This is a genomic window from Actinoplanes sp. NPDC049599 (genome assembly GCF_044465625.1).
Taxonomy (GTDB): Bacteria; Actinomycetota; Actinomycetes; order Mycobacteriales; family Micromonosporaceae; genus Actinoplanes.
In genome coordinates this window covers 74,653-94,580 of the sequence record NZ_JBITLX010000021.1, presented here as the reverse complement: position 1 = coordinate 94,580, position 19,928 = coordinate 74,653, and the positions used below count along the sequence as shown (strand labels likewise).

Genomic DNA, 19,928 nt, shown 5'->3' with positions numbered 1-19,928 from the left:
CCGGCCGGCCATGTGCCGACGCAGTCCTGGCCAGCGTCTCAGACAGTGCGCGAGCAGGCCGACGAGGCTCTGACGGAGCAGTTCTCCGATCTCGAAGCGATCTACCCGAGCCGCTCCGAGTTCACGTCCAAGATGCCGGCGCACGCGCTGTTCGACTGTGCGACCGACATCCGGGCGGTCGGGTTGTCACTCAACCTGATCTGCCAGCAGTACGCCGACACCCGCCTCGCCCAACTTGCGACAGACGGTGCTCGGCTACGCCTGCTGTTCCTGGATCCTGCCGGTGCTGCCATCCGACAGCGAGAGATCGAAGAGGGTCAGATCGCCGGCCAGCTGGGCGCGCTCACGTCGCTCAACCTGCAAGGAGTGCTTCGGGTACGGGACCGGCTCCCGGCCGAGGCTCGTGACCGCATCGAGGTCGCCACGTACGACCAGACGATCCGCATCAACATCACTCTGATTAACGACGAGCTGTGCATCGCCCAGCCGTATCTCCCGCACGCGCGAGGCGTCGAGTCCCCCACAATGGTGATCAAGAAGCGGTGGCCCTCGGCAGGGTTGTACTCCGTCTTCGAGCGCACCTTCGACGAGCTCTGGGACGGTGGACAGCCCCGATGACCGACTATGCCGATCTCCTGCCTATCGCACACCAGGCGGTTGACCTCGCGAGCAGCATCATGCGGAGCATGCAGCCGGGAGTTCTGACCGCTAAGGGTGACCGAGACATGGCATCCGAAGTCGACTTCGCCATCGAGAAGCAGGTGCGCGCCTTCCTGGCCGAGCGAACACCGGACATCGCGTTTCTGGGTGAGGAGAACGGGTCGAGCGGCAATACGGACGGGCTGATGTGGGCGCTGGACCCTGTCGACGGCACGGTCAACTTCGTCCATGGGTCGCCCCTCTGCGCTGTCTCCCTCGGCTTGATCAGCGAGAAGCAATCGGTCCTCGGCGTCATCGATCTGCCCTTTCTCCGCAGCCGCTACTCCGCAGCCGAAGGCCACGGCGCAGAGTCCAACGGTCAGCGCATCAGGGCCGGCGTCGTCGGAGATGTCAGCGAAGCCGTTGTGGCGATCGGTGACTACGCCGTTGGAGCCCGCGCTGAGGAGAAGAACCAGCTCAGGTTCGCGTTGACGAGTCGACTCGCAGCGCAGGTTCAGCGTATTCGCATGCACGGTTCGGCGGCTATCGATTTGGCGTGGCTTGCTGCCGGAAAGATCGACGCAGTGGTCATGCTGGCCAACAAGCCTTGGGATACCGCGGCCGGGGTCGTCATTGCGAGGGAGGCCGGCGCGCTGGCGGCCGACCGCGATGGAACTGCACACAGCTTCGATGCCCACGCGACCATCGCTGCTAACCCGGCACTCCTGCCATCAATCCTTGCCCTCATGGCTGACGCTATACCGTCCGAGCATTGAGGCGAACCGTCGCCCTCATCGACGGCGTTCCAACTTTCTGCTCTTACCGAAGCGCAGCTCTGGCTAGCGCCTCGCCGCTGCGCTCCTGGCGTCGTCGCTGGCCGCGCGGCCCTGTCACCGTCAGCCACCCGAAGGGTGACGAAGCCCTTCTACCGCCCAACTCGGGGTAGACCTACTTCCTCCCCGATTTGGCCGCATCCCGAAGCGGAGCGGCCGGGACTAGACCCGCACGCTACTGTCCGCACAGTCTGAGCTGCATCACCGACCGCCCGGATGTGGGATCCCTCCGGGTCGGCTCGTCACTCTAGCGGAAGGTGAGCCGAAAGCGGCGCTGGCTGAGTTCACGCAGGAGCACACCGCCTTCGTTATCTAGGTCCGCCTGCCCGGCCTTGTGGAACGCGTCCAGGAACTCGACGAAATCGATGAAGGAGGTCTGCTCGCGAATGTCGTCTGGGAGGAGGGCATACAGCTCCTTCTGCTCCATCGTCTTTCCCACCGCTCCTGGCACTTCCACCAGTCGAGCGAGCAGGTAGCGCTCACCCCTGGAGAGTTCCACCTTCTCCACGTCGAAAAGCAGCGGGATGGCGACGGCTAAGACCTCGGCTGGCAGTTGGTCGGCGCCGACGATGGCGAGGAGCCCTGCGAGGATCGCGGACGTCATCAGCCCTTTCGCCGTCGCACGACTCAGCCGAACCTCCCAGCCTGCAGGAGTGAAGTGGAAGTCGGCGGCCGGCTCGCCCGCCGATTGGGAGTTCTTGACCACGTCGAGAAGGATCTGGAGTCCCTGGCGGCTTGCGAATTTGTCGCCGGTCAGGTCGAGCCACCATTCCTCCAAATCTGCGCTGGAGAGGACGACGCTGCCGCCGTCCTCGTTTTCCCTTTCGCCGGTCAGGACGGCAGAGAGGTCAAGCATTGACGTGCCTCCTTGTTCAGGGCTTGATCAGCGCCCGATAGTCGATAACGTGTTCTGACTCCAGTAGTAGGGCAATGGATCGCATAGCCGACTTTCCGACTTCGATCGGGAGTACCGCAGTGTCCCGGGTGGCGCCCGGATAGTAGGAGTCGAGGAACGTTTCCAGTGTTCGTGCCTGGGGTTCGCCGCAGAGGACCACCACGAGGTCCTCCTTATCGTCAACCCGGAATGCGACCAAGTGCAGTCGGCTCTTGCCGGAAACCTGAAGGACTGTGGAGAGGAAACGTAGGGTCAGGTGCTGTTTTCTCCAGCCTTGAATCATTGGGAGAATCGGGGCATCCACCAGCGCCAGGCGCACCCCTGCTTGGGCAATGGTGGATGCCGCTACCGTCAACGCCAGATCACGTCCGGCTACGTCTCGCCTAGTTGCCGCTGCCATGGCGGCCAATGACCAGTTGACATGTAAATCAGCGCGGCCGGCAAGCCGGGTGGCGAGCAAAGCGACTTCCTCAGACCGGCAAATCTGGAGTAAAAACCACTCCCCCTCCACCTTGGACCGGGCGGTGACACAGGTCAGCACGGTGTCGCCATACTGCAAAAGTCGCTCATGGTCGGTAGGTGAGAACTTGTACTGATCGATCAATCTGCTGGCGCTTCTCACGACTACGTATACGAAGCGCGGTCGATGCGCGTCCGCCGGGTACACGATCGGGATGTCAAGGTTACCCGCCAGGGGCATCAGCCGGGCCGGACGACGTTCGGCAGACAACAGGACTCTCTCGCTGAAGACGTGCGTAAGCGTTTCCTCTAGTACGGTCGAATCGTCTTGTAGTCGCATGCGTTGGTAGCTGTCCGGCACAGCCTCCGCGACTGCCTCCATGGCGGCTTGAAGGGTCGCGCCCGACGGCTCAGCCACGAGGAAACCCCATCGACTCGCCAGTCCCTCGATGCGTTGGTCCAGGTAGGAGGCGAGCCGGGAAACCACTGGGTCGAGGTCCTCCGCGAACGTCGCAGTCAACCGCTCGGCAGAGGGATCCTGGGGGACGAACATGGACCAGAGATCATCACCGAGCAACTTGCGGCATCCCTGCAAGGTCTCCGGCCAAAAGTCAGATGGAAGGTCCTGGTGGAAGAACCTCAGTCGACGGTCAGGTCGGTCAAACGAAGGCATCCGCCATGCCGCAGGTTCATCCGGTCCTAGACGCACAAGGTGTTCCAGTACCGGCGAGGACATGCATGCATGTACGACACGTTGAACGGCCAACAATTTGAGTCTCGTGTGATCGGCGAACGGTACCACCTCGCTCGCGTCCCTATACCAGCTCAGGTATTCGCGGGAGCCTGCGAGGACGGATAGGTCTCCGTCCGCCACCATCCAGACACTCTCGAACGTGGCTGCTGATTCGTGGGTTGTCCGGCATTGCGCCGCCAGCCAGCGCAAGTTCACAGCGTGTTTGACATCCGCTGGCGCCGCGCGTTCCAAAACGGAACAAATCTGCATCAAGTTGCCGAAGGTGGTGTTGCGGGTCAGGAATTGATGCACCAGTTCGTGCGCCGAAGCGACACGCGCCGGAAGTGCTAGAAGCGACCCGGCCGAGATTTGAACGGAAGGACCCTCAATAATGCGATGAAAGCCAGAGACCTCTTCTGTGTGCGCCTCGTCGGGATCGTTACCGGTGGGCGATATCAGAAAGCTCACCATCGCATTATGCCAGGGCGGGGCAAGTGAACGACAGACTTGGCCAGCAGGTCGGAGGTAACTCCGACCGCTGAGGCAACCTTGCTCGTTGCGCCGTGATGTTGCGATACCGCCAGCCGCTCTAGCGACAGCCTCGAATCTCTGTCAGCTCAACCAATGGCCGCGCACTCCATCAGCCAGCCGCCTACCAGCCGGGAGTCGGGACGTTCAGCGAGTTGCGCACAATCGGGCCATCGACAAGACCTGCTCCCTCCGCGCACGTCGCCTGGCGGATTAGCGTCGCACGTCAGTCGATGGAGGCTGGCTTGTCTTCGGCTTGTCTTCGGCGATATTGCCGAATTGCTCTTTTATGGATCAAGGCACCGCGCTGCGCGCGGTGCGGGCGCGGCGAGCCGGCCGGCGGCAAGCCGCCCCGGTCAGCCTTCGGCACCGGGGCGGGAAGCCGCCGACACCCGCCGGAGACCGCGCCAGGACCAGAGGCCGTGACGATCGCATCAGTGGTCGTCCGCAGCTCGACTACCGGCGATCGACTGCCGCACCGGCTCCGCCGGCTTGCCACCGAGTCAGCGGGTCACCCTGCGCGGTGTGTCTCCGTGTCCGGTCGCCGTCGTGCCCTCCTCGTGCCCGTAGCGGTGGATAACCACGGGGAGCCGCGGGGAGCGCAGACCTCTCCGACCTGGGGCGCAGCGCGTTGACGTGCGCGGATTCGAACTCCTACGCGAGTTCCCAAGCTGACAGTGCGGGTTCGATTCCCGTCACCCGCTCCAACACCAACGAGGCGCCTGGTCGCGGCAACTGCCGGGCCAGGCGTTCGTCATCTCGGGCGCGCTGTCAGCTGGCCTCTTCCTCGATCGGAGGCGTCGCTGACCAGCAGTGGCCGGGGCGCCGGTCCTTCCACCCCGGCCCGAGATGAGGGTGACCGATCACCTTGCGGTTCGTGACCGGCCACCCTCACGAGTCCGCGTACGCGGTCAGCTGATTGTCAGGAAGACGTTGTCGATCTGGCCGGAGAACTGGTCGTTGCCCCGGCCCGCGCCCTTGCCGCCCACCCGCAGCGGCTCGGCGTTTGCGATTGACAGGTTTCGGGGCAGGGGTACCCGTGCGCGTTCGACACCGTCGATCGTCAGGGTCAGGCGGTCGCGGGTGCGGGCGCACATCAGGTTGTGCCAGGCGCCGTCGGCCACGTCCAGGTGCGGTTCTGCGCGGTAGATACGGGCGCGGCTGGCGATGACGCAGCTGGGGTGGCCCTGCCGGTGGTCGACCTGGAGCTTGAACTGGCTGACTCCGCCGACCGAGTAGCCCTTCTGGAACACGTTCGCGCCGTCTGCCAGGTCGCGGTGGGTCATTTTGATCGACGCGCCGTACCGCATCGGGCGGGTGCCCGGGTTGAGGGCGTCCTCGCGGAGGCCTTCCAGGATCGCCCGCGGGCACTGTCGTTCGCGGGCCAGGGTGCAGCGGGTCGGGTACTTCACCGCGAGGCCGTTGCCTTGCGGGACCAGGCTCAGGGTGCCGCCGTTCTGGGCGAGCGGGCGCAGGGCGAATGCGCCGTGGGTGTCGGTGATCGGTGCGCGTACGCCGCCGTCGAACGTGTAGCGCACGTTGACCGGGGTCTTCGCCACGCCCACCCGGCCGGCCGGCGTCAGCCCGCCGAGGCCGGGGTCGATGCTGGTGAGCACGCCGCCGCCGGAGGGGCGTGGCTGGAGGGCCACGTACTGCGGGCTGATCCGGTCGGTGGTGCCGGGCTGCACGAGTTGCGCGGCGAACAGGCCGGAGCCGAGGGCGGCGGTCGCTACCAGCGCGCCGAGGGGACTGACGCGCCGGCGTGCGCCTCGCGGGGACCGTCGGGAGTAGAACATACGGCTATTGTCCGGAACGCCGCTTTGACTAGCTTGTTCAAACTCCATTTATCGGCAAATGTGGGGTAAAGCACCCCTACGTGGTCGGTCGAACGGGCGGCTCCCCCACTGCCGCGTGCCGCACGTCGTCTCGGGCGATCACGCCCAGCGGCCTGAGCTCGCCGGCACGAGGTGCCGCCGGTCCCGGCGCATGGTCAACAGGTCAAGTTGCCGGGTCGTACTCGTCCAGGATCCGCGCCTTGAACTCCGCGGCGTGAACGGGCCGGGCGTCCGGATCCGGGCGCCGAAAGGGCTTCGCCTTCGTGCTGATGATCTCTCCTCGCGACCATCCAGGAGGGGTCTCCACCGCCGCGGCCGGGCTCGACTGACGGGACAACGCGAAACGATCTTCCGTTGTAGAGTCCCGATCGCGGCAGCGAAATCACTCGATTCGTCCCTGGCTCCACTGTGGCCGGACGCTGTCGCGCACCCCTCGAAGAAGGATGCAGATGGCAGACGTTGACGAGATGGTCCTTCGGGCACAGCGCTTCATCAACAGCACCTACAGCAACGGCGCGAAGCTCGGCATATCGAAGCTGGAGGAGAACGGCCGCACCGGATGGCCCACGATGTACGCCCTGACCCGGGCGCTGCAGTACGAGATGGGCATCACCTCTTTGTCGGACACCTTCGGTCCCACGACGCTGGCGACGCTGCAGAGCAAGTTTCCGAGCCTGAACGCGTCCACCGTTCCGTCGTGGATCTTCGGTTGCATCCTTCAGTCGGCCCTGTACTGCAAGGGCTACGACGGCGGCGGCATCGACGGCGTCTACAGCGCCCGGGTCCAGGAGTCGGTCAGCCAGCTGAAGCAGGACATGGGGCTCGCCTATGCCTACCCGGGTGGCTCCCTCGAGCCCAAGGTGGTCAAGGCGCTCCTCAACATGGACGCGTACGTCACCGTCAACAACGGGTCGAGCCAGATTCGCTCTGTCCAGCAGTGGCTGAACGGCCGGTACGTCAACCGCCGTGACTACTTCGTCATTCCGTGCGACGGCCACCACTCCCGTGATGTCGCGAAGTCGATGTTGCTGGCCATCCAGTACGAGCTGGGCATGGCCGACGGCACGGCGAACGGCGTGTTCGGGCCGGGCACGCAGGCCGGGCTGCGATCCCATCCGGTGTCGGTCGGCACGGCCGGCACCTGGGCCGAGATGTTCACCGCGGCGATGCTGCTCAACAAGCGGCCCGTCTCGTTCGGCGCCTTCACCTCCGAGGTGCAGGCCGCGGTGCGCGAGTTCCAGTCGTTCGCGAAGCTACCCGTGACCGGGACCGGGGACTTCCAGACGTGGGCGTCGCTGCTGGTCTCCTACGGCGACCAGACCCGCAAGGGCGAGGCCTGCGACGGCATCACGAAGATCACGCCGGATCGCGCGGTGGCGCTGAAGGCGGCGGGGTACAAGTACATCGGCCGGTACCTCTACAACCCGTCCTCGACGAGCCTGCCGGAGAAGGCGATCCAGCCCGGCGAGCTAGCCACGATCAAGCAGTACGGGCTGCGCTGTTTCCCGATCTATCAGACCTGGGCCCGGGACGCGACCAACTTCAGTTACGCCAGCGGCTGCGTCGACGCGACGAACGCCATCGAGTGGGCCCGGATCCACGGCTTCAAGGCGGGGTCGACCATCTACTTCGCGGTCGACTACGACGCGATGGACGCCGAGGTCACCGACTTCATCCTGCCGTACTTCCGGGGCGTGCACGGCACCGTCAGCGAGCTCTCCGGCTATCGGGTGGGCATCTACGGTCCCCGCAACGTCTGCCAGCGGGTCTCGGACACGGGCTACGCGATCACCTCGTTCGTGTCCGACATGTCGTCCGGGTTCTCGGGCAATCTCGGGTACCCGCTGCCGACCAACTGGGCGTACGACCAGATCGTCACCACGACGATCGGCTCCGGCAGCGGCCGGATCGAGATCGACAACAACATCGCCTCGGGTCGCGACACCGGTCAGGGCGACTTCGACCCGCCGCGGCCCAACACCGACGATCTTGATGTGGACCTCGACAAGGGGCGATACCAGGCGGCGCTGCTCAGGGACGTCCAGACCTACCTGACGTCGATCGGCGTCCCGGAGACCGGTGGCGAGGGCTGGACGCTCGACGGGGACTGGGTCACCTGGAACGTGATCTCCACGACCAACGCGTTCGAGCGGGTCATGGAGGCCGACTGGCTGTTCACGAACCTGGCCCGGACCCTGAAGGTTCGCAAGGCGCTCGTCCAGGCGCCGGTCCTGTGGGAGCTGCGCAAGCTGAACCCGACCGACCCGATGGTCGACGACCTCGTCCGGAACGGGCTGCGGGAGGATTCCACCACCGGCTACGGACAGATCTACGCCTGGGTCGCCATCGAAGCCCGCAACTACTGCATCCAACAGGGCATCACCAACGGCACCCCGTTGACCCTGAGCACCGACCGGCGTGCGGTGTGGGACCGCCTCCAGGACCCGCACTACAACATCGCGACGGCGGCCTACCTGACGATCTACAACGCGCATCAGGTCGGGCTCGCCCGCCCGTCGCTCACCACGAGCATGACCGACGTCCAGCTCATCCTGGAGCGCTACAACGGTGACAAGGCCGTGAGCAACAAGGACAAGATCGAGCAGTACGGACGCGAGCTGACCGGCCTGTACAACGTCCTCGAGAACTACAACAGGCTCTCCCGTGGCGCGTAGCGGGAAACCGATGACGAAGAATCGGGCACATGCGAAGACTCCTCGTAGCGGTCGCCGTGAACCTTCTCCTGGGGGTCCTTGCCGTCGTGCCGTTGTTCCTGATCTGGTACGCGCTGTCCAACGGGCCCCTGGCCGCCCTCGGCTGGACGCGGGGGGAACCGACCGAGAACGACGGGATGCTGTTCTGGTGGCTCCTGGCCGCCGTCGCGTTCGGCGGGTTCGCCTCGCTCTGGGGCCTGGTCAACGTGTGGATCCGCCGCCGGGTGGCCGTCCCGGGGTCCCGCTACTGGCCCGCCTGCGTGGCTGCGTCCCTGGTCCCGTTCTGCCTCATTCTGCTTCGATGACCCGGAAGGCGAGATCATGAATCACCGGCTGACTCGGCGAACCGTTCTCCGCACCGCCGCCGTCACGGGCGCGGCCGCGGCCGCCAGTTCCGTCCTGCCCGCCGCCCCCGCGTCGGCCCGGGAGGCCCGCAAGCCGAAGCGGCCGGCGACCTCGCAGAACGGGTGGACCATCCAGGCCAACGCGGATGTCGATTCGCAGGTGTGGACCCGTACGGTGGCCGGCACCGGGCTGAGCGTGCCGGTGTGGATCGGGGACGTCGAGGCGATCCTGCTGCACACGATTCGCCGGTTCCACTACGAGATCGAGGAGATCCGGCCGAACGACCTGGTCGGCTGGACCCCGGCGAAGAAGGTCCGCAAGCGCAGTCCCGAGTCCAATCTGGCCTCCGGCACCGCGGTACGGATCCGGCCCGGCGCGCGTGCCCGGGGCGGCTTCTTCCCCTTGCAGGAGCTGGTGCTGCGGGACGTCCTCGCCGACTGCGAAGGTCTGGTGCGCTGGGGCGGCGACGACAGTGAGGTGGACGAGTCGCTGTTCTACCTCGCGGCCGGCCCTCTCGACGAGCGGGTGAACGCCATCGGCGACAAGCTCCGCGGATGGGAGGCGTCGCCCAGCGAAGGCGCGGGGATCGGTGTGGACGTGCTGTCCCGCTCCCGGCGTACCCGCGCGGACAACCTGGCCCGCCGGCAACGCCGCTAGGCACCCGCTCAACCCTCCGCACCACCGTTTCTCAGCTGCTCCACCGCACCGGCGAAGCCGGCGCGGCGATGACAGCTGCCCTCGTAACCCTCCGACAGAACAGGAAACACCGTGCGACTCCAAGCTCGTGCTCTCGTCCTGACCGCCGTCAGCGCCCTGGCGCTCGGCGTCGGCGGACCGGCGTTCGCCCAGCCGACGCCGCCTCCGGCCGATTCTCTTCCGGCCGGGTTCCCCACGGACGTGCCGCCGGCCGCGGCCGCTCTGCGGGCCATCGAGGTCAGCTCGACCGACGGGCCGGCGCCCGTCACCCTTCCCCACCGGGTCACCCACAACAGCGACGGCAGCGTCGAAGTGATCGCCGACAAGGCGGCCGTGGACGCACTGGTCTCGGCCGCCGCGGCTTCCGACGCGTGCGGCAACTCCTGCGACGGCGAGGACCCGGCGAGCTACCTCGTGAAGCCCCCCGGCGGCCAGTCCAACTGGTACTACTGCTCCGCGGACGCCACGACGATCCACACCAAGACCGTCGACAACAGCACCTACGCCGAGCTGCGTTACAGCCCTCGGTGCCGCACGGCGTGGACCCGGGGCGGCTACTACTCGCTGCTGGCCGGCTTCAGCTACAAGTCGAACGGCACCGAGCGCGAGCGGGTGACCGGCCCGAGCGCCCACCAGCAGGGCGTCTCCCGGTACACGGCGATGCTGAACGACGCTGGTTACACGTACAAGGCGTGCATCGACGGCCAGACCGGCGGGTCCCCGCTCTGGCGCTGCACCGCCAAGTACTGATCCGGACCGGCCGAGCCGCTCACACCGCGAAGGTGCTGAGCGGCTCGGCCGGCGCACATCAAGGGGTCGGCCGGACGGATGGCTCCCCGACGACCGCGTGGAGGACGTCGTCGAGGGCGATCACGCCGAGCGGTTGGCGGCCGCTGCTCACGAGCACGATGTGCCGCCGGTCGCGCCGCATGGTCAGCAGGAGATCGGCGAGCGTCCGGTCGGGCGCGACCACGGCCAGCGGACGGACGATCTCGGCCGGAATCGGGAGGCTGCGCTGCTCACCCTCGTACCGGAGGATGTCCTTGACGTGCACGAAGCCCAGGACGCGCTGGGTTTCGCGCTGGACGACCGGCAGGCGGGAGCGGCCGCTGCGGGTCGCGACCGCCTCGATGGTCGCCGGGGTTGCGTCGTCGGCGACCGTGGTGACGCCCGCCCAGGGCTGCAGGGTGTCCGCTGCGGTGCGGTCGTGGAGGCCGAGCGCGGCGTGGATGCGGGCGTACTGCTCGGTGCCGAGCAGGCCCTCGGCTCGGGCCTGGGTGACCATGCCGGCCAGTTCCTCGGCGGTGAACACCGTCTTGACCGCGTCGGTGGCCTCGATCTTCCACAGCGACAGCACAACCTTGGCAGCCCAGCGCATCGCGGTCAGCACCGGCTTGGTCGCCGTGCAGAACGCCAGCATGAACGGGCCGAGCACCAGCGCCGAGCGTTCCGGGCCGGCCAGCGTGATGTTCTTCGGGACCATCTCGCCGACGACCGTGTGCAGGAAGACCACCACGCCCAGGGCCAGCACGAACGCCACCGGGTGGATCGCCTCCTCGGGCATCCCGATCGCGGCGAACGGGCCCTCCAGCAGGTGCGCCAGGGCCGGCTCGGCGATCGCGCCCAGCCCCAGCGAGCAGATCGTGATGCCGAGCTGCGCGCCGGCGATCATCAGCGGGATCTGGTTCATCGCCGACAGCGCCCAGCGGGCCCGCCGGGAGGTGGCGGCGAGCGGCTCCAGCGCGGTGCGCCGGGACGCGATCAGCGCGAACTCGCCACCCACGAAGAGCGCGTTGCCCAGCAGCAGCACGACGGTGACCAGCAGCTCAGTCATCGGCGGGCTCCGCCGGCGCGACGACGCTGACCTGCTCGATGCGGTGCCGGTCGACCTCCACCACGGTGAATCCCCAGCCCTCGTACTCCAGGGTCTCGCTGACGACCGGGATGTGGCCGAGCCGGGCGAGCAGGAAGCCGGCGAGCGTCTCGTACGGGCCCTCGGGCAGCCGGAACCCCGTCTGCTCGGCGACCTCGTCCTCCCGCAAGAGCCCGTCGACCAGGAACTTCTGATCCTCACCGGGGGCGGTCGACGACTGGATGCCGGCCACGTCGTACTCGTCGGCGATCTCGCCGACCAGCTCCTCGATCAGGTCCTCGACCGTGACCACGCCGTCGGTGCCGCCGTACTCGTCGACCACGATCGCCATGTCCGCGTCCGCGGCCCGCAACGCGGCCAGCACCTTGTCCAGCCCGAGGCTCTCCGGCACCAGCACGGGCTCGCGCGCGACCGTCGACACTGGAGTGCTGGCGCGGCGTTCGGGTGGGACACCGAGGGCGTCGGAGACCCCGACCACGCCGACGACCAGGTCGAGCGTCGACTCGTACACGGGAAAACGCGTGTGGCCGGTCTCGCGGGCCGCCACGATGAGATCCGCGACACTCGCGGTGGTTTTGAGCCCGACCACGTCGACGCGCGGGGTCATCGCCTTCGCCGCACGCTTCTCGCCGAAGCGGATCGTGCGGCGCAGCAGCGTCGCCGTCTCCGTGGGCAGCGCGCCGGCCCGGGCGCTGATCGCGGCCAGCAGGCCGAGCTCCTCGGGCGAACGGGCGCTGGCCAGCTCCTCCTGCGGCTCGATGCCGAGGCGGCGGACCAGCCAGTTCGCCGAGCCGTTGAGCGCGCCGATCAGCCACTTGAAGAGCTTGGAGAACGCCCGCAGCGGGGCCGCGGTGGCCAGCGCGACCCGCATCGGCCGGGCCAGGGCCGCGTTCTTGGGCACCAGCTCGCCGAAGAGCATGGACAGGATGGTGGCGAGCACCAGCGCCAGCGCGTGCGTGACCGTGCCGGTGGCGCCGCCGGCGATCGGCTCGACGGCCGGCCGGAAGAGCCGGGACAAAGCGGGCTCGGCCAGGTAGCCGGTCAGCAGGGCGGTCAGGGTGATGCCGAGCTGCGTGCCGGAGAGCTGGAAGGACAGCTCGCGCAGGGCGTGCCGGACCGTGATCGCCTGCCGTTCGCCCCTGTCGGCGCGCTTGCCGATCTCCACCCGGTCGACGGTGACCAGCCCGAACTCGGCGGCCACGAAGAAGGCGTTGCCCGCCGTCAGCAGCACGAAGGCAGCCAACGGGAGCACCGCGGTCAGGAGCAGGCCGTCCATGATCGGTTCACCTCGGCCCTCATTGTGCCGGAATGCCGGGGCGGCCGTGTGCTCGTGGTCGATGCGACACCTGGGTGCTCACGATGCGCCCGTCCGCCGGTTACCGTCGGGTTATGAACCTCGCCGAAGAGTTCGCGCTGCTCGCCTACGGCAACGATGGCGCGCCCGATACCGACAACGTCCGTCTCGATCACGGCCTGGGCGGCGCGCTACTGCTGGAGCTGACGCTCTCCGGACGGCTCGACGTCGAGGACAAGAAGGTCGTCGTCCGGGACGGCACGCCGACCGGTGACCCGCTGGTGGATCAGGCGCTCGCCCGGATCGGGGCCGACGACAAGCGCCGCCTGCCCGGCTACTGGGTCAAGAAGTTCGCCAAGGACGCCCGCAAGCAGACCCTGGACCGGCTCGTCGAGCAGCAGGTGCTGACCCGGGAGCAGGACAAGGTGCTGCTGGTCTTCCCCCGGACCCGCTACCCGGCCCCGCACGGGGTCGAGCCGGTGCCCGAGACCGAGGCGCGGCAGCGGCTGACCGCCGCCGTCTCGGGGACCGGGCCGGTCGAGCCGCGCACCGCCGCGCTCTGCGCCCTGGTGGCCGCGACCAACCTGGACCGCAAGGTCTTCCGCACGCTGGACCGCAAGCGGGCCAAGGCCCGGCTCCAGGAGATCTCGGCGGGCGACTGGGCGGCCACCGCGGTCCGCAAGACCATCGAGGAGATCCAGACCGCGGTCATCGTCGCGGTCCTGGCCGCGTCGACCGTGAGCGCGTCGACCTCCTGACCCGGCGCCGGCTACGCGGGCGCCTTGTCTCCCTTGATCGAACGGAGCAGTACGGTCGCCACGTCGATGACCTCGACGTTCTCCTGCTCGCCCTTGCCGGTGACCCCGTCGCCGATCATCGTGTAGCAGAACGGGCAGCCCACGGCGATCGTCTTCGCGCCGGTGGCCAGGGCCTCCTCGGTGCGCTCCACGTTGATCCGCTTGCCGATCTTCTCCTCCATCCACATGCGGGCGCCGCCGGCGCCGCAGCAGAAGGACCGCTCGGAGTTGCGCGGCATCTCGGTCAGACCGCCCTCAATCGCTGACCCGAGGACCTCGCGGGGGGCGTCGAAGACCCGGTTGTGCCGCCCGAGGTAACACGGGTCGTGATAGGTGACCCCACCGTCGACCGGCTGGACCGGCGTCAGCTTGCCCTCGGCCACCAGGTGCGCCAGCAGCTGGGTGTGGTGCACGACCTCGACCTCGAGGCCCAGCTGGCTGTATTCGTTGCCCAGGGTGTTGAAGCAGTGCGGGCAGGTCGCGACGATCCGCTTGACGTTGGCTTCCTGGAGCGTCTCGACGTTCTGCTGGGCCAGCATCTGGAAGACGAACTCGTTGCCGATCCGGCGGGCCGGGTCGCCGGTGCAGGTCTCGCCCTCGCCGAGGATCGCGTACTTGACGCCGGCCTCGTGCAGCAGCGTGGCGACCGCGCGGGTGGTCTTCTTCGCCCGGTCCTCGAAGGCGCCGGCGCAGCCCACCCAGAACAGGTAGTCGAAGTCCTCGGTCTCGCCGACCCGGGGCACCTCGAAGTCCAGGCCCTTGGTCCAGTCCTCGCGGGTGTTCTGCGGCGCGCCCCAGGGGTTGCCCTTGTTCTCCAGGTTGCGCAGCATGACGCCGGCCTCGGCCGGGAAGCTCGACTCGATCAGCACCTGGTAGCGGCGCATGTCGACGATGTGGTCGACGTGCTCGATGTCCACCGGGCACTGCTCGACGCAGGCGCCGCAGGTGGTGCACGACCAGAGCACGTCCGGGTCGATCACGCCGCCCTCGGCCTCGGTGCCGATCAGCGGGCGGTTGCCCTCGGCGAGCGCCAGCACGTCCATGTGCGCCAGCTGGGCCGCGGTGGCCTTCTCCTCGCCGGTCAGGTCCTTGCCACCGCCGCCGAGCAGGTACGGCGCCTTCGCGTACGCGTGATCCCGGAGCGAGAGGACGAGCAGTTTGGGCGAGAGCGGCTTGGCGGTGTTCCACGCCGGGCACTGCGACTGGCAGCGGCCGCACTCGGTGCAGGTGGAGAAGTCCAACAGACCCTTCCAGGTGAACTGCTCGACCTGGGCGACGCCGAACTGGTCCTTCTCCGGGTCGGCCTCCTCGAAGTCCAGCGGCTTGCCGTCGCTCATCATCGGCTTGAGCGCGCCCAGGCCGGAGCCGGCCGGCTTCTCCGGGCTGCGCTTGAAGAAGATGTTGAAGAACGCCAGGAAGCGGTGCCAGGCCACGCCCATCGTCACGTTCAGCGCGATGGTGATGAGCCAGCCCATCGAGATGAAGATCTTGACGACGGCGACCCAGGTGGGGCCGTTCGCCGCGGCCGGCAGCAGCGCGCCGACGGCGTGGCTGACCGGGGTGGCCCAGGCGGCGTACTCGAAGGTGTCGTTGGCGACCTTGAAGCCGCGGATGAGGAAGCCGCAGACCAGCACGCCGACGATGACCGCCTCGACGAAGTAGGCCTGCCACATCGTCGAGCCGGTGAAGCGGGAGACCTTCTTGCGCTTGTCGCGCTGCCGGATGCCGATCAGCACCAGGATGCCGGCCAGGCCGAGCACGCCGATGATCTCGGTGCCCAGGCCGTAGATCGTCCAGTGGCCGATGATCGGCAGCCCGCCGGCCGGGTCGACCACCTCGAAGTATGCCTCGACGACCAGCAGGAACAAGATCATGAACGAGACCATGACGAACCAGTGCGCCGCCCCGACCACGCCCCACTTGAGCATCCGGGTGTGACCCAGCGTCTCGGTCAGCATCGTGCGGGTCCGCTTGCCCTTGCCGACGAAGCGCTCCGGGTCGGGCCGGCCCTGCCGGATGACCGCGGTCATCTGCATCACCGCGCGGACGGCGAGCACAACGGCGACGAGGGTGACGGCGCCCGCCAGGACAGTGGCGACGATCTGCACGGTGCCCATGTGGTGGTGCCTCCTCGGTCGGCTGGCTCGCCGGCCCATGTTACCCATGAGTAATCAAAAGGCGAGCGACAGTCCAGGCGGGTGTCCGTCCGTCAGGTCGCAGTCGAAAGCGCACCCCACACTCGGACGGCAGGGTGCGCTGCCAGACAAATCAGACGAAGATCACGTTACCGCGTAACCGAGGGCCGCGCGGCTGCGTCGGCGCTAGCGCCAGCGGGACAGAATGCCCAGCGAGGCGACCATGCAGCCGAAACCGACCAGCAGGTTCCAGTAGCGCCACGCCTCGACCGGATACTGCTGCTCCGAGAGGTAGTAGACCACCAGCCAGGAGATGCCGAAGACGATCAACGCGACCGCCGTGATCGGCAGCCAGACCGGACTCGGCTTCTTGGACGCCGCCGTCGCGGCCGGACGAATGTCCGTCGGCGGCGTGTAGACCTTCTTCTTGCGAACCTGTGACTTCGGCACGGCGCTCTCCTGAGGGCAACAAGTGGTGAACAACCCACCCCTGAGCGGCTCCGGGGACCCCGAAAGCTGCCCGTGGCGAATACTGTTCGATAGCTAGCGTAGTCAAGGCGGCGCGCGCACAGGCACCCGCCGGTGGGTTTTTCGGCCGAGCCAGGGAGGACAACCGACGTGGAGTACACCACGGGGGCGCCCTCGTGGCGACTTGTCCTGCGACGAGCCCTGGGTGGACTGCGCCCCCGCCGCAAGGGTCAACGGCAGCGCGGCTGGTCGGTCGCGGTCCCGCTGATCGGCTTGGCAGCCGGCCTGCTGTTCACCACATCGGCGACAACCGCCGACGGCACGGCCCTGCGCGACGACCGCCGCCCGCAGCTCGCCGAGCTCATCGCCGACAAGCGGAGCCGGCTCGAGGACCGCGAGCAGAAGGCCGCTGACCTGCGCCGGGCGGTCGATCAGGACGCGGCCCGGCTGGCCGACGTCGACGAGCCGGTCAAGCAGGCACGCGAGCGCGCGGACGCGATGCGCGCGGGTGCGGGCTTCACCGCCCTGCGCGGTCCGGGCCTGACGGTCAGCCTCAACGACTCGCCCCAGCGCACCACCGGCACCGGCACCGACGCCCCGGAGAACGACGATCTGGTCGTCCACCAGGGTGACGTCCAGGCGGTGGTGAACGCCCTCTGGGCAGGCGGTGCCGAGGCAATGGCGATCATGGATGTCCGCGTCATCTCCACGAGCGCGGTACGCTGTGTCGGCAACACGCTGCTGCTCCACGGTCAGGTCTTCTCGCCGCCATTCAAGATCACGGCGATCGGCGAACCCACAGCGATGCACCGCGCGTTGGAGTCCGCAGAGGGAGTCCAGCAATTCCGTGTCGCGGTGGCCGATTTCGGCCTCGGCTATCAGGAAACCGTCGAGAGGAACGTGACTGTGCGGGCGTACGACGGGTCGAGTGACCTCCGATCCGCCGAGGTCACGGACTGATGGAAGCGTCGGACGCCCAGGAGGGCGCGGCGAACTCCGGTCGGCACCGCGCACCCGACGGCGACGCCCAGACGGCATTCATCCCCCGGATCACGGACGCGTCCCCGGACGGCGTGCCGGGCGGACCGCTGGACCCACCGGCGAGCCTGGGCGGGACGGCTCCGTGGCCCGCATCGCCCGGCCCGGCGGTCCCGGCTCCGGTTGCCCCGGTCTCCGCCGCCGACACTGCCGTCATCCAGACAGATGGTCCTGCAGGCACCGTTGATCCGGTCGTGGCGCGGGCCGCCGCGGCTGCCCGGGCCCGGACCGAGGGCACTCCGGTGGCGGCCGCTGTGCCCCCGCCGCTTCCCGTGCCTGCGCCCCGCACCGCGGCCGCGGTGCCTCCGCCTCGCCCGGCAGCCGCTGTGCCTCCGCCACCTCCCGCGGCCGCGCCTCGCCCGGCAGCCGCTGTGCCTCCGCCACCTTCCGTGGCCGCGCCTCGCCCGGCGGCCACTGCCAAAGGCGACTTCGACTTCTTCGCGGCTGCGGCCGAGGAGGCTCGGGCGCGGAAGTCGGCGGAGAACGGCTCTGCCCCGGCACAGAGCGCGTCGAGCGCCTTCGCCCGGCCGTCGGAGGCGAACGCCGCGGTGGGCCGTCCTGCGACGACTGAGCAGGGTGCCGAGTGGTCCGGCGACCTCGACCGGCCCCGGGTGCCGGGTGATCAGCCGGCGGCGGGCGACTTCGCGCGGCCTGGCTCTGCCGCGCCGAGTGACTATTCGCGGCCCGGCGTCGCGCCGCTGAGCAACGGTGGTGCGGCAGGGGATGACTTCGCTCGGCTGGGCGGTGTTGCGGCCGTCCAGGGCGACTACACGCGGCCTGACGCGCCGCCGGCGGCCGGGTTCGCCCGGGCCGGCAGCGGAGCTCCGACCGCGAGCGACTTCGCGCGCCCGGCGAGCAACGGCCGGGCTGCCGACGATGACGCCCGGCCCAGCAGCGGCGCACCGGCCGCGAGCAACGGCCGAGCCCTGTCCGACCACGGCCAACCCAGCAACGGCCGGACCCCGGCCGGTTATGCCCAGCCCGACGCGGGTGACTTCACGCGGCCAGGGAACGACGCGAGCGACTTCACGCGGCCGGGGACCGGCTTCGGCTACGCGCCGGAGCCCGGCGCGTCCCGGCCGGCCGGCTCGGCCAGCGCTTCAGCCGGCGTCGCCCAGCCCGGCTCCGCAGACCCCTACCCAGCCGCCGACGGCCTCGGCCGGCCGCGCGGCCCGGTCCGGCGGCAGGCCACCGGCCAGGACAACGACGTCTACCCCACCCCGACCGGCACCTACGGCAGCCAGTCCACGCCGCAGCCCCCGGCCCGGTTCGGCGAGACCGCGACACCCTCGGCCCGCCGCGCCCCCGCGGAGGATTTCACGCCGCGCCGCCCCGAGGGCTTCGGCCGGGCGGAGGGCCAGGGAGCCGACTACCGCCACGCCGAGGCCGCCAACAACTTCGGCCGTCGCCCCGCCGCGCCCCAGGACGCCTTCACCGCCGCCGAAGCCCGGCCGGAAGAACGCAGGCCAGACGCCCGCGACGTGGATCAACCCGCGGCGGCCAGGGACGGACGAGCGGGCACCCCGGCGTCGGGCCGGCCGGTGCCGCCCGGCACGCAATCGGTGGCTGACGCGTTCAGGTCCCGGGCGGACCGGCGCGCCCCCGCCGGCGACTGGAACCCCGGCGCCGATCCGTCGGCCACCGCGATCATCCGTACCGCGGACGCGCCGACCGGTCTGCTGCCCTCGGTGCGGCCCAAGGTGGGTTCCTCGTCGGCGCCGAACGTGAACGCCTCGGTGCGTACCCCGCTGCCCGGTGGGTCCGGCGATGTCGGCGCCGCTTCCGTCGCGGCCGCCGCGGCCGCCGTCGCCGCGGATCCGGATGCCGGCGTCGCGGACGGCGCGGCGGAGGAGACCAAGCCCCGACGGGGTGAGAAGGTCGTCAAGTTGCGGCCCGAGCAGACCGACGAGGGTTACAAGAGCGTGTACTCCGAGCTGACCCGCCCGACGCTGGGCTCGCGTATCCGGTCCGGGGTCCGGGTCGCCGGCGAGCTGATGATCACCTTCGGGTTGATCGTGCTGCTCTTCGCCGGGTACGAGGTGTTCGGCAACTCGGCCAAGGTCGACAACGAGCAGGACAACCTCGCCACCGAGCTCGACGACCAGTGGAACGATCCCACGGTCGCGCCGAGCACGCCCACCAAGGCCGCGCCGGCCGCGCCGGGCAAGGACCTGGTCGGGCGGCTCTACATCCCCAAGCTGGGCATGCATTGGGTCGTCGTCGACGGGGTGCGGCCGCAGGACATCCGGTACGCGCCCGGCCACTATCCGGACACCGCGGCGCCCGGCAAGGTCGGCAACTTCTCGGTGGCCGGCCACCGGATCCGGAAGATCTTCTGGCGGCTCGACGAGCTCAAGCCCGGTGACGTGATCGGCGTCGAGACCCGGAGCAACTGGTACGTCTACAAGGTCAGCGAGAGCCTGGTGGTCAAGCCCAGCGCCGTCGAGGTGGTGGCGCCGGTGCCCGGCCGCCCGCGGGCCAAGGCCACCAAGGCGATGCTCACGCTCACCACGTGCAATCCGAAGTTCAACAACTACGAGCGGCTCGTGGTGCACGCCGAGCTGGTCGACACGGTCAAGCGGGACGCCTCGCTGCCCAACGCCGGCCGGCCCGCGGACATCGGCAAGACGAAGGCTGGGGGTTAGC

At 68.8% G+C, this 19,928-nt stretch carries 16 protein-coding genes; 9 read left to right on the top strand and 7 right to left on the bottom strand.

Annotated features, from left to right (window positions below; genetic code table 11):
• Positions 1-45: 45 nt before the first annotated feature.
• Complete coding sequence (locus tag ACIBQZ_RS30410; RefSeq protein WP_396092242.1) at positions 46-618, top strand: DUF5919 domain-containing protein; 573 nt, start codon at positions 46-48, stop codon at positions 616-618.
• Entirely contained in the window at positions 615-1,415 is an 801-nt protein-coding gene (locus tag ACIBQZ_RS30405; RefSeq protein WP_396092241.1) for an inositol monophosphatase family protein, read from the top strand. The genes ACIBQZ_RS30410 and ACIBQZ_RS30405 overlap by 4 nt, the downstream gene beginning before the upstream one ends.
• Before the next feature lie 304 nt (positions 1,416-1,719).
• Here the strand turns inward: ACIBQZ_RS30405 and ACIBQZ_RS30400 are convergent, their stop codons facing one another.
• The 3 genes from ACIBQZ_RS30400 to ACIBQZ_RS30390 all read right to left on the bottom strand — a co-directional run bounded on the left by ACIBQZ_RS30400 (position 1,720) and on the right by ACIBQZ_RS30390 (position 5,883).
• The gene (locus tag ACIBQZ_RS30400) at positions 1,720-2,328 is read right to left on the bottom strand and encodes a hypothetical protein (protein ID WP_396092240.1); all 609 of its coding nucleotides are present in this window, start codon (positions 2,326-2,328) and stop codon (positions 1,720-1,722) included.
• A gap of 16 nt (positions 2,329-2,344) precedes the next feature.
• Complete coding sequence (locus ACIBQZ_RS30395) at positions 2,345-4,030, bottom strand: hypothetical protein (protein ID WP_396092239.1); 1,686 nt, start codon at positions 4,028-4,030, stop codon at positions 2,345-2,347.
• A 968-nt stretch (positions 4,031-4,998) separates the two neighbouring features.
• Entirely contained in the window at positions 4,999-5,883 is an 885-nt protein-coding gene (locus ACIBQZ_RS30390) for a LamG domain-containing protein (protein WP_396092238.1), read from the bottom strand.
• Positions 5,884-6,371: 488 nt separating this feature from the next.
• Between ACIBQZ_RS30390 and ACIBQZ_RS30385 the strand changes: the two genes are divergently transcribed.
• The 4 genes from ACIBQZ_RS30385 (at position 6,372) to ACIBQZ_RS30370 (ending at position 10,427) form a co-directional block, all read left to right on the top strand.
• Positions 6,372-8,597 (top strand): glycoside hydrolase domain-containing protein, encoded by a 2,226-nt coding sequence (locus ACIBQZ_RS30385; RefSeq protein ID WP_396092237.1) that lies wholly within the window; start codon positions 6,372-6,374, stop codon positions 8,595-8,597.
• 29 nt (positions 8,598-8,626) lie between these two features.
• Positions 8,627-8,941, top strand: a complete 315-nt coding sequence (locus ACIBQZ_RS30380; RefSeq protein WP_396092236.1) for a hypothetical protein — start codon at positions 8,627-8,629, stop codon at positions 8,939-8,941.
• A 16-nt stretch (positions 8,942-8,957) separates the two neighbouring features.
• A complete protein-coding gene (locus tag ACIBQZ_RS30375; protein ID WP_396092235.1) occupies positions 8,958-9,638 on the top strand; it encodes a hypothetical protein in 681 nt (226 codons plus the stop codon).
• Positions 9,639-9,749: 111 nt separating this feature from the next.
• Complete coding sequence (locus ACIBQZ_RS30370) at positions 9,750-10,427, top strand: DUF2690 domain-containing protein (protein WP_396092234.1); 678 nt, start codon at positions 9,750-9,752, stop codon at positions 10,425-10,427.
• Between the two features lie 58 nt (positions 10,428-10,485).
• On the opposite strand, the gene ACIBQZ_RS30365 is transcribed toward ACIBQZ_RS30370, so the two are convergent.
• Both ACIBQZ_RS30365 and ACIBQZ_RS30360 read right to left on the bottom strand, forming a co-directional pair.
• Complete coding sequence (locus ACIBQZ_RS30365; RefSeq protein ID WP_396092233.1) at positions 10,486-11,511, bottom strand: hemolysin family protein; 1,026 nt, start codon at positions 11,509-11,511, stop codon at positions 10,486-10,488.
• Positions 11,504-12,826, bottom strand: a complete 1,323-nt coding sequence (locus tag ACIBQZ_RS30360) for a hemolysin family protein (RefSeq protein WP_396092232.1) — start codon at positions 12,824-12,826, stop codon at positions 11,504-11,506. The genes ACIBQZ_RS30365 and ACIBQZ_RS30360 overlap by 8 nt, the downstream gene beginning before the upstream one ends.
• A 113-nt stretch (positions 12,827-12,939) precedes the next feature.
• Here ACIBQZ_RS30360 and ACIBQZ_RS30355 point away from each other — a divergent pair, with 113 nt between their 5' ends.
• Complete coding sequence (locus tag ACIBQZ_RS30355) at positions 12,940-13,602, top strand: GPP34 family phosphoprotein (RefSeq protein ID WP_396092231.1); 663 nt, start codon at positions 12,940-12,942, stop codon at positions 13,600-13,602.
• A gap of 11 nt (positions 13,603-13,613) precedes the next feature.
• Here the strand turns inward: ACIBQZ_RS30355 and ACIBQZ_RS30350 are convergent, their stop codons facing one another.
• Entirely contained in the window at positions 13,614-15,758 is a 2,145-nt protein-coding gene (locus ACIBQZ_RS30350; protein WP_396092230.1) for a heterodisulfide reductase-related iron-sulfur binding cluster, read from the bottom strand.
• A gap of 204 nt (positions 15,759-15,962) precedes the next feature.
• Entirely contained in the window at positions 15,963-16,226 is a 264-nt protein-coding gene (locus tag ACIBQZ_RS30345) for a cell division protein CrgA (protein WP_396092229.1), read from the bottom strand.
• A gap of 168 nt (positions 16,227-16,394) precedes the next feature.
• Between ACIBQZ_RS30345 and ACIBQZ_RS30340 the strand changes: the two genes are divergently transcribed.
• Together ACIBQZ_RS30340 and ACIBQZ_RS30335 are read left to right on the top strand one after the other, a co-directional pair.
• Positions 16,395-17,204, top strand: coding sequence for a DUF881 domain-containing protein (locus tag ACIBQZ_RS30340; RefSeq protein WP_396092228.1), 810 nt, complete (start codon positions 16,395-16,397; stop codon positions 17,202-17,204).
• Positions 17,205-17,671: 467 nt separating this feature from the next.
• Positions 17,672-19,927: a class E sortase gene (locus tag ACIBQZ_RS30335; protein WP_396092227.1), complete on the top strand. Its 2,256-nt coding sequence runs from the start codon at positions 17,672-17,674 to the stop codon at positions 19,925-19,927.
• The last annotated feature ends 1 nt before the right edge of the window (position 19,928 follow it).

Bases quoted from the DNA above. Each gene is read 5' to 3' on its own strand.
- ACIBQZ_RS30405 (WP_396092241.1), top strand. From the start codon at position 615: ATGACCGACTATGCCGATCTCCTGCCTATCGCACACCAGGCGGTTGAC.
- ACIBQZ_RS30400 (WP_396092240.1), bottom strand. From the start codon at position 2,328: ATGCTTGACCTCTCTGCCGTCCTGACCGGCGAAAGGGAAAACGAGGAC.
- ACIBQZ_RS30395 (WP_396092239.1), bottom strand. From the start codon at position 4,030: ATGGTGAGCTTTCTGATATCGCCCACCGGTAACGATCCCGACGAGGCG.
- ACIBQZ_RS30390 (WP_396092238.1), bottom strand. From the start codon at position 5,883: ATGTTCTACTCCCGACGGTCCCCGCGAGGCGCACGCCGGCGCGTCAGT.
- ACIBQZ_RS30385 (WP_396092237.1), top strand. From the start codon at position 6,372: ATGGCAGACGTTGACGAGATGGTCCTTCGGGCACAGCGCTTCATCAAC.
- ACIBQZ_RS30380 (WP_396092236.1), top strand. From the start codon at position 8,627: ATGCGAAGACTCCTCGTAGCGGTCGCCGTGAACCTTCTCCTGGGGGTC.
- ACIBQZ_RS30375 (WP_396092235.1), top strand. From the start codon at position 8,958: ATGAATCACCGGCTGACTCGGCGAACCGTTCTCCGCACCGCCGCCGTC.
- ACIBQZ_RS30365 (WP_396092233.1), bottom strand. From the start codon at position 11,511: ATGACTGAGCTGCTGGTCACCGTCGTGCTGCTGCTGGGCAACGCGCTC.
- ACIBQZ_RS30360 (WP_396092232.1), bottom strand. From the start codon at position 12,826: ATGGACGGCCTGCTCCTGACCGCGGTGCTCCCGTTGGCTGCCTTCGTG.
- ACIBQZ_RS30355 (WP_396092231.1), top strand. From the start codon at position 12,940: ATGAACCTCGCCGAAGAGTTCGCGCTGCTCGCCTACGGCAACGATGGC.
- ACIBQZ_RS30350 (WP_396092230.1), bottom strand. From the start codon at position 15,758: ATGGGCACCGTGCAGATCGTCGCCACTGTCCTGGCGGGCGCCGTCACC.